The 15,640-nt window shown below is 55.2% G+C and carries 17 protein-coding genes and 3 pseudogenes; 5 read left to right on the forward strand and 15 right to left on the reverse strand.

Annotation, left to right across the window (positions count from 1 at the left end; genetic code table 11):
* Positions 1–74: 74 nt before the first annotated feature.
* Positions 75–248 (forward strand): annotated as a pseudogene (locus AC2FPW_RS16730) (IS5/IS1182 family transposase); the annotation flags it as partial.
* 54 nt (positions 249–302) lie between these two features.
* Here AC2FPW_RS16730 and AC2FPW_RS16735 read toward each other — a convergent pair.
* The 6 genes and pseudogenes from AC2FPW_RS16735 to AC2FPW_RS16760 all read right to left on the reverse strand — a co-directional run.
* Positions 303–464: pseudogene (locus AC2FPW_RS16735) on the reverse strand (IS21 family transposase); the annotation flags it as partial.
* Between the two features lie 668 nt (positions 465–1,132).
* Positions 1,133–1,645 (reverse strand): peptide-methionine (S)-S-oxide reductase, encoded by a 513-nt coding sequence (locus AC2FPW_RS16740; RefSeq protein WP_496814623.1) that lies wholly within the window; start codon positions 1,643–1,645, stop codon positions 1,133–1,135.
* Positions 1,638–2,096, reverse strand: coding sequence for a carboxymuconolactone decarboxylase family protein (locus AC2FPW_RS16745; protein WP_496814625.1), 459 nt, complete (start codon positions 2,094–2,096; stop codon positions 1,638–1,640). The genes AC2FPW_RS16740 and AC2FPW_RS16745 overlap by 8 nt, the downstream gene beginning before the upstream one ends.
* A gap of 1 nt (position 2,097) precedes the next feature.
* A complete protein-coding gene (locus tag AC2FPW_RS16750) occupies positions 2,098–2,625 on the reverse strand; it encodes an N-acetyltransferase (RefSeq protein ID WP_496814626.1) in 528 nt (175 codons plus the stop codon).
* The gene (locus tag AC2FPW_RS16755) at positions 2,618–4,030 is read right to left on the reverse strand and encodes a mercuric reductase (RefSeq protein WP_496814627.1); all 1,413 of its coding nucleotides are present in this window, start codon (positions 4,028–4,030) and stop codon (positions 2,618–2,620) included. Before AC2FPW_RS16755 ends, AC2FPW_RS16750 begins: the two co-directional genes overlap by 8 nt.
* A gap of 17 nt (positions 4,031–4,047) precedes the next feature.
* The gene (locus AC2FPW_RS16760; RefSeq protein WP_496814628.1) at positions 4,048–4,602 is read right to left on the reverse strand and encodes a hypothetical protein; all 555 of its coding nucleotides are present in this window, start codon (positions 4,600–4,602) and stop codon (positions 4,048–4,050) included.
* Positions 4,603–4,655: 53 nt separating this feature from the next.
* Here AC2FPW_RS16760 and AC2FPW_RS16765 point away from each other — a divergent pair, with 53 nt between their 5' ends.
* Positions 4,656–5,231 (forward strand): molybdopterin-dependent oxidoreductase, encoded by a 576-nt coding sequence (locus AC2FPW_RS16765; RefSeq protein WP_496814629.1) that lies wholly within the window; start codon positions 4,656–4,658, stop codon positions 5,229–5,231.
* A gap of 21 nt (positions 5,232–5,252) precedes the next feature.
* On the opposite strand, the gene AC2FPW_RS16770 is transcribed toward AC2FPW_RS16765, so the two are convergent.
* The 5 genes from AC2FPW_RS16770 to msrB form a co-directional block, all read right to left on the reverse strand.
* The gene (locus AC2FPW_RS16770) at positions 5,253–6,734 is read right to left on the reverse strand and encodes a protein adenylyltransferase SelO (protein ID WP_496814631.1); all 1,482 of its coding nucleotides are present in this window, start codon (positions 6,732–6,734) and stop codon (positions 5,253–5,255) included.
* 75 nt (positions 6,735–6,809) lie between these two features.
* Positions 6,810–7,313 (reverse strand): peroxiredoxin family protein, encoded by a 504-nt coding sequence (locus AC2FPW_RS16775; RefSeq protein ID WP_496814633.1) that lies wholly within the window; start codon positions 7,311–7,313, stop codon positions 6,810–6,812.
* 46 nt (positions 7,314–7,359) lie between these two features.
* Positions 7,360–8,760: an FAD/NAD(P)-binding protein gene (locus tag AC2FPW_RS16780; protein WP_496814635.1), complete on the reverse strand. Its 1,401-nt coding sequence runs from the start codon at positions 8,758–8,760 to the stop codon at positions 7,360–7,362.
* A gap of 408 nt (positions 8,761–9,168) precedes the next feature.
* Positions 9,169–9,675: a peptide-methionine (S)-S-oxide reductase MsrA gene (gene msrA / locus AC2FPW_RS16785; RefSeq protein ID WP_496814636.1), complete on the reverse strand. Its 507-nt coding sequence runs from the start codon at positions 9,673–9,675 to the stop codon at positions 9,169–9,171.
* Positions 9,675–10,112 (reverse strand): peptide-methionine (R)-S-oxide reductase MsrB, encoded by a 438-nt coding sequence (msrB, locus tag AC2FPW_RS16790; protein ID WP_496814638.1) that lies wholly within the window; start codon positions 10,110–10,112, stop codon positions 9,675–9,677. The genes msrA and msrB overlap by 1 nt, the downstream gene beginning before the upstream one ends.
* Before the next feature lie 335 nt (positions 10,113–10,447).
* Here msrB and AC2FPW_RS16795 point away from each other — a divergent pair, with 335 nt between their 5' ends.
* Positions 10,448–10,981 carry a molybdopterin-dependent oxidoreductase gene (locus AC2FPW_RS16795; RefSeq protein ID WP_496814640.1) on the forward strand — a complete coding sequence of 178 codons (534 nt, stop codon included), beginning with the start codon at positions 10,448–10,450 and terminating at the stop codon, positions 10,979–10,981.
* A gap of 4 nt (positions 10,982–10,985) precedes the next feature.
* Positions 10,986–11,732, forward strand: coding sequence for an FAD-binding oxidoreductase (locus tag AC2FPW_RS16800; RefSeq protein WP_496814642.1), 747 nt, complete (start codon positions 10,986–10,988; stop codon positions 11,730–11,732).
* 26 nt (positions 11,733–11,758) lie between these two features.
* Here the strand turns inward: AC2FPW_RS16800 and AC2FPW_RS16805 are convergent, their stop codons facing one another.
* Positions 11,759–12,598 (reverse strand): VPGUxxT family thioredoxin-like (seleno)protein, type 2, encoded by an 840-nt coding sequence (locus AC2FPW_RS16805; protein ID WP_496814643.1) that lies wholly within the window; start codon positions 12,596–12,598, stop codon positions 11,759–11,761.
* Between the two features lie 241 nt (positions 12,599–12,839).
* Here AC2FPW_RS16805 and AC2FPW_RS16810 point away from each other — a divergent pair, with 241 nt between their 5' ends.
* Positions 12,840–13,718, forward strand: a complete 879-nt coding sequence (locus AC2FPW_RS16810; protein ID WP_496814644.1) for a LysR family transcriptional regulator — start codon at positions 12,840–12,842, stop codon at positions 13,716–13,718.
* Here AC2FPW_RS16810 and AC2FPW_RS16815 read toward each other — a convergent pair.
* The 3 genes and pseudogenes from AC2FPW_RS16815 to AC2FPW_RS16825 form a co-directional block, all read right to left on the reverse strand.
* Entirely contained in the window at positions 13,700–14,293 is a 594-nt protein-coding gene (locus AC2FPW_RS16815) for a cytochrome b (protein WP_496814645.1), read from the reverse strand. The two genes, AC2FPW_RS16810 and AC2FPW_RS16815, sit on opposite strands and share 19 nt — an antisense overlap.
* On the reverse strand, positions 14,293–15,261 hold the full coding sequence (locus AC2FPW_RS16820) for a cytochrome P460 family protein (RefSeq protein WP_496814646.1): 969 nt from the start codon (positions 15,259–15,261) through the stop codon (positions 14,293–14,295). The genes AC2FPW_RS16815 and AC2FPW_RS16820 overlap by 1 nt, the downstream gene beginning before the upstream one ends.
* Before the next feature lie 138 nt (positions 15,262–15,399).
* Positions 15,400–15,570 (reverse strand): annotated as a pseudogene (locus tag AC2FPW_RS16825) (integrase core domain-containing protein); the annotation flags it as partial.
* Positions 15,571–15,640 lie beyond the last annotated feature (70 nt).

Raw genomic sequence — 15,640 nt, forward strand, 5'->3', positions numbered from 1 at the left:
GCCAAGGGTGGCGGGATACTCCGGATCAGGTGGCCGGATGCTGTCGGATTGACCGGCCGAATGCTCCGGATTGCGCAGGTTATCACCGCCGAAGCCGCGCAGAGGCGAAGATGAACTGCGTCAAACTCCTTGGCCAGGGCCTCATGGCCAGAGACTTCGACCGGCAGGTTGCTGAGCTCCAAGTCCGGGTCGCGGTGCTCAACCGCTACACCGCCCTTGGCATACCTGTCACAGAGCCCGTAGGATAAGTCCGTCCGGGGAAAGGGGAACTGCGCTCAAAATCCGATTTGTGCAACAGAGCCGTTGTCCGACACGATCATCGCGGGTACGCCGCCAAAGAAACTGAAGGCCCGCACGTGGCTGCTGATCCAGTCAGGCAGGCTCTGCGTCCAGGTCGCCTCTACATAGGTGTAGTTCGAGGCCCCAAGGGCGGCGACGAAGATTTGCGCCGTGCGTACCTCGCCGTGTCAGGGCAGATGTCATCCACGGTCAGTCTGGCATATCCAGAATGGCGATAGCTGTTGCGGATGATGTGAGGGGACGCTTTGCTGCGCACACTCGCCGATAGCTGCGCCAGAAAAACGCCCGATTTTCTGGCAGTCGAGATTTCCGCGCGTTTGGGTGTCGAGCGCTGGCAGAAAAGTCATTCCTGAAATCAACGCCACATTGCCCCCTATGTTGCTGTCTTTTCTGCCTGCAATCTCACCGCACAGATTTCAATCTCAACAATCCGATCCTGTCTCAGTCAATGTGATCTCAGTCTCATTTAAAACGATCTGAACGCGATTTATGGTCTCAAATAATCTGATCTGAAATCGGCGATGATCTCATTTCCAAGCCCGGATAATCTCAATCCATTACAAGTAACATGCGCGCTGGGATTGTCCACGAATGTGCGAGCCGACGGAAGCGAACATGGCTGGCATCCGAGAACAGAATCAAGACAAGCGTTACCTCTGCGAGGTGCTTCGTTCCTATATGGATGATCTCAGGCGAAAACGAAGAGGTTATGCTGCCTGACAATGCCAGTCCAAAGGCTGTGAACAGTATTGGAAGGGTAAAGATCGTTCGGGAAATTCCCTTGCTGATCAGAGAACAACCAACGAAAGAGGCAAGGATTATTAATATAGTTTCAGGCATTTTTGGTATCCGCGCGTTTCAGGTATTGAGCGAATTCTGAGCGCAGCTCTGCTATCTTCGGGTCGATGTAAGTCCGGCAAAAGGGACGTTCCGGGTTGGTGTGATAGTAGTCGTGAAACCTCTCATCGGATGGCTTGAAGCCCCGATGCGCCAGTACACGCGTCACGAAGTCTGTTTCGATCCGGACGGACAATTCCCGAATCTTACTTTCAATCTCCTGGCCCAGCACGACGTCTGAAATGTATACGGCACTGCGATACTTGCCACGCATCTTGTGGTCCGACTGGCTGGAATGAGTTGCCAAGTGGATGGATACCAGAGCATCAAGCGGTATGACCTGAAGGTCAGCGGTGACTTCAACGGCTTCAGACCATCTTTCGTCTGGCGCGTCAGAGCGAATGAAACCTTGTTTGACATCGTTGATGCCTACAACACTTTGAAACACCGCTTCGGTGCACCAGTGACAGCCTCCGCCGAAGCCTAGTGTGATCATATCCTCAGGCATCTACCGGCACCTGGCCCTGCGCCAACTTCAGCCTGACCCACAGGTTCATGTTGATGACAATCGCAGCGATCTCAGCGATGGCTTTTTCATCAAAATGCATCTTCAACCGCTCGTGGCAGTCGGGAAAAGTCACCAGGTTATAATCTGTTAACGCCTCGCAATAGTTAAGGGCGTCCCGTTCCATGTCGCTGAACATGGTGCTTTCACGCCAACTGGCCAGATGCGCGACCTTTTCTTTGGCGATTCCCCTATCATGAGCCGCCTGAGTATGAAGGATCAGGCAGTAGGAACAGGGATTCATCTGCGCCACGCGTAGGCGGAGCAACTGGGCAAGTTGACCGTCCACGCTCATATCGGCCGTGTAACCGACCGACGCGGCCATTTCCATGGCGATGCCGTGAAACTCGATCACGTCCGGATCGAAACGGGTGTTTTCAAATTCAATGGGCATGTCAGCTCTCCAGATTGAATTTCTTGCGCCACTCCGAACGGGACGATGCGACGCGGCGCATGAAGGGACAGGTTATCCTGATCTCATGTGTCCGGCCCAGAACTTCGTCGAATACTTCACCGGCAAGACGGGCGCCAAGTCCGGAACCGCGCAGCGACGGATCTACTTCAATATGGCCAAGGATCATACGGTCACCTTGCCAAGAGTAACTCACAAAGGCGTCCGAGGGCGACATATGGCGAATGAACCGTTGGGAGCGCTCGTCATGAATGAGACCCGGATCGTAGAGGTTTGCGCGCGCAAGTTCCTTGTCGAGATCGGGCAACTTCGGATTTCTCACCTTACGACCCTTGATTTCAAAGGTCGGGAATTTCGTCGGGCTGCCGGTCAGTTCGGTAAGACGGCGTGCGGCGTCGGCGTCCTTGTCGACTTCGGCCATTTCATAGGGCAAACCGCGTTCTTCAAGCGCCGCCCGGTAAAACCGGGTCTTGGGGCAGCGAATTTCGCCATACAGGGTGATATCAGTCATTTCGTGGCTCCAATGGCTTCAGGCTGGCCAGGATCGTCGGCAGGAGTTCCGCGATCGTCGGATGTACGGGCAGTGCCTGTTGCATGATCTTGTAGCTTGCCCCGGTGGCCATGTAGTTCGACAAAATCGAGATGATTTCGTCTCCGGCGAAGCCAAGGACCGTTGCTCCAAGTAAGGTCTCGGTTTCACCATCCACGATAAGGCGGATCAGACCGGTGGTTTCGCCCTCTTCCTTAGCACGGCTGATATCGGCCATTTTCATTTCGGACACCAGAATGCTGCGTCCCGAATTGGCGAGAGCTTGTGCTTCTTTTAAAGACGGTCCCACGCGCCCCAACGGGGGATCGGTGAACATAGCATAGATTGTTGGGCGCTGTTCTGCATCCTGCCACTGATGCAGGTTTTCGAGGCCGTCCAACGCTGCCAGGACGATCTCGTGGTCGTGATAGGAGGTATGCGTGAACGCGCCACGCCGGTTCACATCGCCCAAGGCCCAGATCCCCGGTACATTCGTTCGCAAATGTTTGTCCGTGGGGATGAAACCGCGCTTGTCCGCCTCCAGACCAACATTCTCAAGGCCAAGTTTGTGCGTATTTGGTACACGGCCCGTGGCGAAGAGAACATGGCTGCCCGCGATCTCCGCACCGTCATCAAGCGTCATCAGCAGACCGCGCATGTTCTTTGCCACATTGGAGATTTGCACATTCAGATGTAGGTTGATCCCTTCGTCGGTCATGAAATCAGCGACGATCTGTGATACATCTTGGTCTTCGCGACCTGCAAGAGCTTCCGCGCGATGAACAATCGTCACCTCTGATCCCAGTCGGCGGAAGATCTGCGCCATCTCAAGCCCGATATAGCTGCCGCCGACGACAATCAGGTGATCCGGGCGTTCGGTCAGCGCCAAGAGCGATGCGTTGGTCAGCGCCTCGATCTGATCCAGCCCCGGAATCGGTGGCACGAAAGCATGCGTGCCGGTGTTGAGGTATACATGCGTCGCCGCGATCTTTCCCTCTCCGGCTCCGATGATGAAATGGCCGTATTCATCAAATCCTTCGAGATGGCCCCAGGCGTTTATGACCTCCACGCCCCTGGTGCGACCGATCCAGGCTGTCAGGCCGCGCCTTGCCATGTCCACCCGTTTATTCATACGGGCCATGGCTGCGGTGAAATCTACCTCCACCGGTCCGACGGATACGCCGAACTCTCCGGCACGGCGGGCCAGATGCGCCACGCGAGCCGATTTGCGGAGGGTTTTTGTGGGTGTGCAGCCACTGTTGACGCAAGTTCCGCCCAAACGGTCACCTTCGATCAGCGCCACGCTCTGCCCCCGTTTGGCAAGCTCGACCGCGAGAGACGGCGCCGCCTGTCCCGAACCGATGATTACGCTGTCATAATGATGCATTTCCTGCCCTTTCCGTATCATTCATCGGTCTGGAGTTCCTGATAGGGAACGCGGGCCAGGCGATCATCGCGAAGGATGCTTGAAACCAGCCAGACATATTCCTGCCGCGCAGTGTCAAAACCTAGAACCGAATATTCTTCCCCGAAAGGACATTCTGGGAAATCAGGAAACCCCAAGCGAAGAACATAACGTTCCGGATCCTGATTGAATTCTGACTTTCGTATCTTTCGCAGACCATAGCGGTAGTCTGCATTGTCGACCTCCTCGACCCTATGAGAGGGCTTTGTATTGCCGAGGCCGTGCAGGATGCCCTCGGCCTCGATATCCAAGGCGTCAATCAAAAAGCCTTTGGTCCCATCCGGCAGACTAAGGGCATAGATGTGGGACGCGTCTTCTTCAGTCGGGTCGGTGACATATCGAAAGCTGGCCTTGATGACGGCGTCTTCCGGCGAAACAGCTTCGCCATTGGTCACATTCACAAGCTTCCCGTCACGAATGCGAAAGTCGTTGTCATATCCGCTTTCGATCAACGCGGTTACAGCCTCGACGGCAGTATCGGCAAACAGGTTCATACGTGATATCCTCTTGTTGATGTGTGGTTTTTCTTTTTTAGACAGGCAATAACATGAACAACGATACTAGCGACCAACCCCGAATTCCGCCGGGCCAGATCGTTACGCAGAAATTTCCCGTGATGACAGCAGGTACTCCAAGGACCGCGCGGAAAGAAGATTGGTCCCTGACACTGGACGGGGAAGTCGCGAATCCCGTGACGTTGGATTGGGTTGCGTTCAATGATTTACCCTCCCGCGAGTTTAAAACAGACATCCATTGTGTAACAAAGTGGTCCAAGCTCGACACGATCTGGCGTGGAGTTGACATTGATGTGCTGGTCGACCTTGTGAAACCCGCGCCCGAGGCGCGGTTCGTTCTGGCCAGGGCGGATAGCGACTACACGGCCAATCTGCATCTCAAGGACCTGCGCGGCGGTCAGGCCGTGGTTGCCACTCATTTCGACGGCAAACCCCTGGAAACGGCCCATGGCGGGCCGGTACGTCTGGTTGCGCCGCGGCTTTATTTCTGGAAGAGCGCCAAGTGGCTTAGAGGTCTGCATTTTTCTCAGTTCGATTACAAAGGGTATTGGGAAAAACTGGGCTATCATAACTATGGCGATCCCTGGAAAGAACAGCGTTATCGCTGATCTCTTCGGGGAACTGGCGGTTCACGTCCCGCAAAAGGTCTGATACTTGCCGAAACCCTCTGGCGCAGGTTCGGCGTAGGGCTCGGCACCATCGTGTCGTTGAAACGGGTTCATCAAAACCCCGAGCAAGCGGTAAAAGGGGCCCATATCATCTTCAGCCGCGGCTTTCAGGGCTTCTTCAACCTTGTGATTGCGCGGGATATACAAGGGATTGACCTGGTCCATCAATCGGGCTCTTGCGGCGGCGTCCACATCCTCATGTCCACAACGCCGCAGGTACCGTTCAAGCCATGTATCGAATGCGGTCTGGGGTGTGTCGAACAACGCCCGCACCGGTTCATTGTTGCCACGAACAGCATCAGCCAGTGCGCGGAAGAACCCGGTATAGTCGACATTATTCCCCTCCATTGCTGCGTGCAGGTCGTTGGCCAGGCCGATATCTTCGGGTAGTTCCTTGGCGAACCCCAGCTTGGCGCGCATTCCTGACAGCCATTCCTGTTGATAATGCGCTGGGAACGCATTGACCTCGTTGGTCAGTTGCCTGATGGCATCGTCGCTGTCATCGGGATTGACCAGATCAATAAGGGTTTCTGCCAGGCGGGACAGGTTCCACTGCGCTATGGTCGGTTGGTTTCCATATGCATAGCGACCGTGTTGGTCGATGGAACTGAACACCGCTTTAGGATCATAGCTGTCGATAAATGCGCAGGGGCCATAGTCGATCGTTTCACCAGAGATTGTCGTGTTGTCAGTATTCATCACGCCATGGACAAATCCGACCAGAACCCATCGCGCGACGAGTGCGGCCTGCGCATCGCGAACCCGGCGGAAAAATTCCAGACACCTGTCGTCCCGGTCGCCGATATCGGGATAGTGGCGCACGATGGCATAGTCGGCGAGTTGCCGGACCTTGTCGGTTTCATCCCGCGCCGCGAAGAACTGAAAGGTTCCGACCCGAAGATGTGACGCGGCAACGCGGGCAAGCACGGCCCCCTTCTCATAACCGTTGCGTTCGATTTCCTCGCCCGTCAGCGTCGCCGCCAGGGCACGGGTCGTAGGAATACCAAGGGCATGCATGGCTTCAGCGATCAGATATACGCGCAGAACCGGTCCGATCACGGCCTTTCCGTCACCACCGCGCGAAAACGGCGTACGGCCCGAACCCTTCAGGTGGATATCCCGCCGATTGCCATTCCGGTCGATGATCTCTCCCACCAGAATGGCACGCCCGTCGCCCAGCTGTGGCGAGAAGCCTCCAAACTGGTGCCCAGCATAAGCCATGGCGAGCGGCATGCTCCCCTCCGGCTCTGCGGCACCACTCAGGAATGCGGCGCCCGAGGCCGTGTTCAGTAGACCGGCATCAAGCCCGAGATCCTGCGCAAGCCCCGAGTTCAGTTTGAGGATTTCCGGATTTGGGGTCTTGTCTCCCTTCCAGGGAACATAAAACCCCTCAAGGTCATGTGCATAGCTGTTGTCGAAAGAGAATACCGGTTCGTTTGTCATTGGGACCTTACCTGATTCATTGCGTGGCATCTTGCAAAGGGTGGGGAAGCCGGATACTGGCTTCCCCGATTCCAGTTAGGCGGTCTTCTCGAACTCAACGCCATCTGCGCCGAGTGCTTTCAGAAATCTTTCCGGATCAAGCCGGAAATCGGCGTAAACGACGTTCCCGTCGGGGTCGATCACCGTGAACCAAGGCGTGCCGCCGGAACGATAATCCTCCATAAATGTCGGGTACCGCTCGCCTTCGGGGGGGGTATCATGGCCAAATGGGACTTTCAGACCATATTGTTCCTGATTGACCCGCAACTTGTCATGGGTGTTGGTATCCGCACCTTCAAAGACTGTCTGGATCACGGCAAATCCAAAACCTTTGCCAAAGAGATTATCATGCAAGTACTTAAGCGTCGGAAACCCGCGAGAGTGACACCCGGGGCACCAGTGTTGGAAGCAATAGATGATCTTGTACCCTTCCCCCAGATCGTTCAGGCGAACGGGGTTGTCCATTGGACTGCCATCGGCATCGATCCAGTCATTGACGCGCAGTTCTCTTGCCTTGTTGTGAAGTCCTCCGAATTGCATGTCTGCTCCTTTTTCGGTTCTATATTCAGCCAAATGCCGAACGGTTTCAGGTAGAGGCATTTGCCTCAGACGCCAGGCGCTGAAGAGCCGAGACGTCATAAAGCGGGAAAGTCAAAGGCTCTCCGCCGATTTCAGTGATCGCGGGCGACAGGTATCTGACACCCTCGACATTGGTTTTCAGTTCGGCATAGACAGTGATACCGGTCTTGCTTTCGTTCAGACTCAGGAGGCCGTCCCGGACCATTCCCGATGTCAGCAGGTCCAGAGCGAGTTGATCGCCCCGTCCCGAGGTGTTGATCACGAGCGGAACAGTCAGCTCCTGTTGCCCGCCTGCGATGTTGACGCATATCCGAACCTTTCCCCGCGCCTCGGCATAGACCCACGTAATCTCACCGATCATCTCTTCAATCTGACCGGCGTCCCGCAGCCGCCGATAATCCGCAATGCTGTCATGCGTCCCTCTGCGAAAGCGGCGCTCAAGCAGAGGAAGCACACGACGCCGCTCCGTGAGTGAAGGCAGCACACCTGCCAGCGGCATTCTTTCTCCCCAGGCAAGGAACCCGGGCCTGATTTCGGCCATGCGCGCACCTGACGCGCGAAACCGTTCGATTTCGTCATCGACCGCAGCGACCAGATCATCCGACGCTTTGAACGGGCCGGTGATTTCTGGCCGGACAGGGGCCTTCCTGGGCCGCGTCAGCAGCAAAGGCTCAGGCTCTCCCCCGCGCCTGATGACGCGAAGAAGGATGTTGCGTTCGTCCATGACGGCCTGCAGGAAGCGCAAGACATCCAGCATCGCTGCATTGCCCCCCAGGCAGGTAACGGTCTGCCCGGGCGCCAGAACCTCGGCAATGGCGTCTTCATTGCCATAAAGCGTCGTGAACGCCGTTGGGCCTGCATCGGACCCGAATCTCTGGGTTCCGGGGGCTCCGGTGGCCACGTCCACCCGGTCCGCATGGATCACCTCTCCGTTGGAAAGCGTGATCCGAAATTTCTTGCCGGCAGGGGTCAGACTGGCGGCGATACCGGTTCTTACTCTTACCTCGACACCATCGTTATAGAGCCGGGAAAGCCTGGCACGAGATCGGTCCACTAACCACTGACCATAGAAAGCACGCGGTGCGAACACCGCCCCAAAGTCTCCCTGGCTAAAATGCCGGGCGTTGAACTCAAGCCAGTCAGGCCGGTAGCCACGAGCTTCCTGGCGAAGCTCGGGCCATGTCTGCGCAACCCATGCGGCAAAGCCCTCCCCGAAAGCCTCGCTTGGCGAGTTCATCAAGTATGAATACCGCCAAGGTTTGGTTCGGTCGTGATCCGCATATGCCAGCCCTCGACCGAATTGCCCCACATTCGGGCCGATGATGGTCAACTGATCATTAGGGCCTAGCCTTGCTGTTTCGACCAACGCCGCCGCTGATGCCCCGTCTCCAATCACCGCGATGTGCATTCAACTCTCTTCTCTCTTCTGATGGCCCGGTCGACAGTTTGCTGAGCGTCAGTTTACACATTACAATACGAACTGACCATTCAGGTCCTTTTTCCTTTGATTCGTTCTGAGAGCTTTTGGAGTTCTGCGGCCAGTAGAATTAGCCGGGTAACCGGAGCACCTTTTGGGTCCGATGCGGCCATTTCATAAGCAACCTCCTCGGCCAAATCTCCTGCGATCGCCAAGTAGCATCGCTTCCGCTCGTCGTTTTCCAGAGGGTATAGCTTCTCACGTATCTCGCCAAAGACCAATGCACATGCGTTGGACCGACCATCACCACTCATTTCTAACCTTTCTAGGTCGGTCACTTCCTTTTACTCCTTGGAAACATGCAGCCTGACTTGGTTGCCAGGCTGCAGGGTGACTTTTCTATTCTGCCGCCGCGCGCTTGGGCAGAACCCAACCGGATCGCGGGAAATGGCAGGTGTAGCCATTGGGGAACCGCTCCAGGTAATCCTGGTGCTCAGGCTCGGCTTCCCAGAAGTCACCGACCTCTCTCACTTCGGTCTTCACCTTGCCCGGCCAAAGACCCGAGGCATCGACATCGGCAATGGTGTCCAGAGCCACCTGTTTTTGTTCCTCGGACGTGTAGTAGATGCCCGAGCGGTAGCTTGTACCGACGTCATTTCCCTGACGGTTCATCGTCGAGGGGTCGTGAATCTGGAAGAAGAACTCCAGAAGTTCCCGATAGCTGGTTTTCTCGGGATCAAAGATGATCTCGATCCCTTCGGCATGGGTGCCGTGGTTGCGATAGGTGGCGTGTTTCACGTCACCACCTGTGTATCCCACACGGGTGGATTCTACGCCCGGGAGTTTGCGGATCAGATCCTGCATTCCCCAGAAGCAACCACCGGCCAGAACAGCGCGTTCAGTCATTAGCTTTCCTCCACATGATCGAGGTATTCGCCATACCCCTCGGCTTCCATCTGGTCTTTTGGTACGAACCGCAGGCTGGCGGAGTTGATGCAGTAACGCATCCCGCCCTTGTCACGCGGCCCATCGTTGAACACATGCCCAAGATGGCTGTCACCATGTTTAGAGCGAACCTCGGTGCGGACCATCCCAAGCGATGCGTCCTGAAGCTCGGTTACGTTATCAATAGGCTTGGTGAATGATGGCCATCCACTACCCGAATTGAACTTAGCCGATGAGGCAAACAGCGGCTCACCCGAAACGACATCGACATAGATTCCCGGCTCATAGTGTTTGTCATACTCACCGGTGAACGCACGTTCGGTGCCGTCCTGTTGTGTTACCCTGTATTGTTCCGGCGTCAGCTTTGCGACAGCGTCTTCGGATTTTTGGTATTTCATAGCGACCTCCTTCTGTTCGGTTGAACTAAAGATAGGTTTCCAAGTATGGTTTGTGAAATGCCTGAGGGCTATAGTTTTCATTCCACTTCGTTTTACCACTTGCTATACTGGATGTACTTTGGCTGGCTGGTCATTGGTTCATCGCGCAAAGCTGCGTGTCGGATGCCGAGTTGGCGGCAGTGTTTCAAATTTCGAAGTGCAGACGTGTTTCACCGGACTGCGTTTATGGTCAGGATATCTAGCAAGGGATCAAAAGTCAGATGATTACAGAAGGTTTTTTTGGGCGGCGGCGTGACGCGGATCTGGAGAAGAGAATCCCGCCGGGACAATCCAGGGTGGATGGGTTTCCCGTCCTGTCGATTGGGCCAACTCCACGTATGGATATGACCAGATGGCAGTTGGAGCTACGGGCTGGGACCGAAGTAGCGGCGGCCTGGAATTGGGGGGAATTCAATGCTTTACCACAAACCAATATGACCCATGATATTCACTGTGTGACCCGCTGGACCAAGCTGGACACCAAGTGGAAGGGTGTTACCTTCGACAATCTTTTGGAAGCCGCGGGCATTGATGAGCCACCGACTGAATTTGTGCGCTTTTACAGTGCTGACGGCTATACCACCAACCTGCCTCTTGCGGACCTTCGTGGCGACAAGGCTCTGATCGCCACGCAATATAATGGCGACGCGATTCCGGCCGATCACGGTGGACCGATCCGAATGGTGGTCCCGCATCTATACTTCTGGAAGTCGGCGAAATGGCTGACCGCCATCAGTTTCACAACCAATGATCAACCAGGCTTTTGGGAACGCGCAGGCTATCACAACTACGGTGACCCCTGGGCCGAACAGAGATTTACGGACGATTGACGCGATGATTGACAGTATTCCACATAACAGCAAATGGCACCTCGCAACGATTACCGAGATCACCCCATTGACGCCCCGGGTTAACCGAGTGGTGTTTGAATGCGATGGTTTTCAGCCATTCATGGCGGGACAACACCTGGATGTCCGGCTGACCGCGCCCGATGGCTACCGTGCTGAGCGCAGCTATTCGATCACCTCGTCACCAGCCGAAACCGGCAGCTACGCTCTGGCCATTGAGCTGTTGTTGGACGGAGAGGTTTCCAGCTTCTTCCACGGTTATGCGAAAGTCGGAACCCAGGTCGAAATTCGCGGCCCGCTTGGCGGGCATTTCATCTGGGGACCAGAGATGCAAGGCAATACCGTGCTCCTGTCAGGCGGATCGGGTGTCGCACCGTTTTTGTCGATTGCCAGGGTCCACACAGATGCCGGTCACAAAGACAAGATGATTCTGCTGCAGTCCTCGCGTTGCAACCTTGATGTGATCGCGGGAGATGAACTTGAAGAACTTGCAAACCGCAACCCTAACCTGACTTACATCCGGGCGGTTACCCGCGAGGCGCCCGAGCGCGATGGCGACATCACGGGACGGTTCAGTTGCGAAAAGGTGGTTTATCTGATGGGCGCACACGCGCCTGATCCGTCGACTGTCTATGTCTGCGGATCAAATGCGTTTGTCGAGGCGCTTGCACATTGTTTTGTCGATGCAGGGATCGACCCGCTCAAGGTCAAAACGGAACGGTACGGAGAGTAGGCCAGCGCCCCACGAATCCGGGACGCTCAATTCCCTGATAGCTGTTTGAACTGGCCAGGGCTGAGATACCCCTCTGGATTGTCTTTGTAGGGGATTGCAAGGTTGAGACGCGTGCGCTGAGCCCGGCTGAGTGGCAAATCCGCGTAGCGGGATTTGCTGAGATAGTATTGAGGCGTTCGGTCCGGCCTGTAGCCTTTTGACCAAACGACGGGAAATCCCTCGGTCATCGCATACCGTTCAAGCGTTGCTGCATCCGGATGCTCCGGGTCGAAATGCACTTTGACCACCTCTTCACCGTCGACCCAACCGGCTTCGGTTGTCAGCACCGCTGGATGCTGGGCCAGGGTCGTCTCACCCGACCAGAAGCATGGCGTTGCAAAAATACTGGACCGCGCCAGCCCATATTCGACCAATAAATCACTGTGCAGCAGCCTGACATATTCGGGGATGTCTGTGCCGCGTTTCTCAAGAACCGCGACCAGTTTCTCGTAAAGACCGATCGGGTCATAGCGGTTCGACAGCTTGGGAACGATCTGCTGGCCCTGCGCATCCAGAAAATACATGACCGGATAGTTCCAGGCCATTTCGTTGAAACTATTCAGTATCTCCGCGTCAGGCCCTGGCCGATTGTTGAAAATTGCCAGGGGAACAAAGCTGTTTTCGATAAGCTCGACCAACAGCGGCTGTTCAAGCACGTCATGGCCGAAGTTCACGCACCCGGCGCAACCGGGGACTTCCTGAAACAGCAAGAGGATAGGTTTGTTCGTCCCGGCAGCAAGTCTGACTGCCATCTCATAGTCCCGCATCCAGCAGACATGGCCGAGCTCACGAAATTCATTGTGGGATTGTTTGTTCATAGTACCCATATGGGGGATTTTGATAAGATTTCAATTTTTTGCCTGTCTGACGTCAGGCATTTATCGGCCCCGGGGAATTCCTTCGGTCAGCAACGATACAAACTCTACGCAATGTCCCCGCAGCGGCACAGCGCAATTCTCTTCCCCCCACAAGCCGACCAGGACGATTAGACTCCAGATTCTCGAGTGACTTGCTTCTATTCTTGAAAACTGCACCTTGTAAGGTGTCTCAATGGATAGGCGGTAAAACTTGGATCTTAAGCAAATAAACTACTTCATACACCTTGCCGAAACCTTGAATTTCACCGAGGCCGCCCGGCGAAGCGGTGTGGCCCAGCCGAGCCTGACGAAAGCGATCAAACGGTTGGAGGACGAATTAGGCGGGCCGCTCATTTATCGGGATGGCAAGGACAGTCGTCTGACCGCGCTTGGCCGCGATTTGCAGATCGAGTTCATGCGGGTCGAGGCCCTGCTCAACAACATCCGTGACCTTGCCGAGAATTCGGTCAGCGGACGCCACCGGGTTGTAACCGTTGGTATCGCTACAACAATCGCCCCCGCTGCCTTCTCTTCGTTCATCTCGCACGTGCTTGCACAACTACCGGATGTTGATCTGCATTTGGCTCCGATGAAAGAAAAGGAGTCCGAAGCCGAAGTTTTGTCTGGAAAATATGATGCCTGCATCTTGACCGATCCGCCCGGACAGAATTTCAAGCTGACGGCGGTGCCGCTTTACGAGGAGTTCATGAGGCTTGGGCTGGCAGAGACTCACAAGCTTGCTCAGTTTGACGAGATACCGGTGGAGGCGATGTCTCACGAGACCTATATTGACCGGATATTTTGCGAATTCCGATCTCGGGTTATAGCACATTTTATGGATCGCGATGCTGTCATGCGGCCGAGGGTTCGATCCGAACGAGAGGATTGGGCGCAGCAACTGGTTGCTGCGGGGTTGGGCGTATGCACGGTCCCGGAACGTTCCGCAATCGTACCGGGGCTGGTGCTTAAGCCTGTTGAAGACATGAAACTGTCGCGTCAGGTCACTTTGGTGGCGATTGCAGGATCGGCCTGCGCCATGGAAGTACGGCAGATTCTGAAAATGGCAGAAAGTTACGACCGGTCCATTTGACGCGACTCCAACGGGTTTTCTTTTGATCCTCCGCGTCCGAAAAACATTGATGACAAGACCGAATCGCGCCTCACAACACAATGGAAAAGCGCGCCGATGATGTGAACCGCAAGGCCATAGAGCAACAGCGTGGACATCGTCTTGTGTTGTGCGAGCAGCCAATACGTCCAGGGGGTCGTTGGGTGGGACACTAGATTGAACACAGGCAAAATCGAGTAAAGTTCCTGCAACCTGCCATCCAGGCTTCGTGCAATCCATGGCAATACCGGTGTCAACAGCGCGGCAAGCCACAGAGCAGTGTGAAAGAGCGAAATTGGGAGGTTTTGGACCGGTTCGCGAAGCATAGGTTTTGGCCCAAGAATCCTGATTCCCCTCCAGACCAGTAGAAGAATCGCTGCCATTATCCCACTTAGGCGATGGGCTGAAAATAATGCGTCTCGCGTTCTGATGCGCATGTCCAGATCAAATCTGAACGCCGTTTCACCGGTGGCGAATGCGGTCACAAACAGCAGCACGACCCCCCAATGCAGTATCCGGATGGAAAACGGCTTTCGTGGCGCGGGATCGGTCGGCATTACTGCGTCTTAAGAAACTCGATGATAGCCTGACGGTCTCCAGCCCTGGACACGCCTGCCGGATAAACTTTGCCCATGCGGTTGCCCGGAATGAAGTTTTTCACGTCTGCCAGATGGGCATCGAGTGTTTCGGCGTTCCACGTCACGTTGGAGTTTTTCATCGCATCGGAATAGTTGAAACCTTCGGCGCTGCCCGCCTGGCGTCCTAAAACGCCCGCCAGAGATGGCCCGGATTTATGCTTACCGGCTTCTAGCGAATGACAGGTCTTGCAGCGCTTATAGACTTTTTCACCACGCTCAATCAGCGCCAGATCGTTGGCTGGGTTGATGTTATTCTCTTCGACTGCATGGGTATCATATACCTCGTTAGGCTCATATTGATCCAGCTTTTCGCCTAGTACCGGATAGGCATAGATATAGCTGTAATCTAGATGCTCGACCGGGATATGGCAACCAAGGCATTCCTCGGTGTAGTCATCGGAAATCTGTGTTTCCTTATCGTCGCCGTTGAACAGGCCCCAACCCCAGCCGTCGCCCCAGATCGGGTTGTCGGGAAACCGGTTCTGAGTGTCCTTGACCATCACAAACCAGACGATTACCTCGTCCGTTGCCCAGAAGGCGCGGCCGGTCGTGTGGTCGGCGCCGCGTGCATGCCGTACTTCCTTGATCAGCATCGCACCATCTGCGAAATCGCCATGTTCACGGTAGAATTTGATCACTTCGATCGGCGCATAGACGCTATGAAGATCTGGGATCAGGTCCTCTTCGACCACTGCCCATGTGCCCATATGCACCCAGGTTTCCACAAAATTCTTCGGCAGTGTAATGTTTCCCTGCTCATCCACAAATTTTCCATAGGCCGTCCAATCTGCGATCGGGCTGTCGGAGCCATCTGCAGTGGCGGTTTCTGAAACCATTGTCGCAACCACCAGTGCGGTGGTCGCGAGAAGCGTCCTAAAGCTCAGCATTTGCCCCTCCAACGATACGGCGGTATTGACATCATTGAATGCCAACCCCCAGTTCGGTCAAGCCCTATTTAATTCTGTCGGTAGTGAGAAATAGTCCTCGCCCTTGATCAGCCCCACCTGAGTGGTCCAGATTGAATGTTAGTGCATGATTGGCCTTTGTTCCATCGGGACGATGGTTTCCGGTGCTGGTGGGCGGTAGCCCAGAGCACTGTGGGGTCGTTTGGTGTTGTAGTGTTTCCTCCATTGTTCGGTCAGGATTTGGGCCTCACATAGCGAGTAGAAGACCTCGCCATTAAGCAGTGTGGACTTCGTCCCTGTTTCCGGACAGTTTCACTATTGACCCTATGCGGCCATTTTCCAAGTCATATTGTTAAAGGCC

It is taken from the genome of Ruegeria sp. SATB027 (assembly GCF_059613825.1).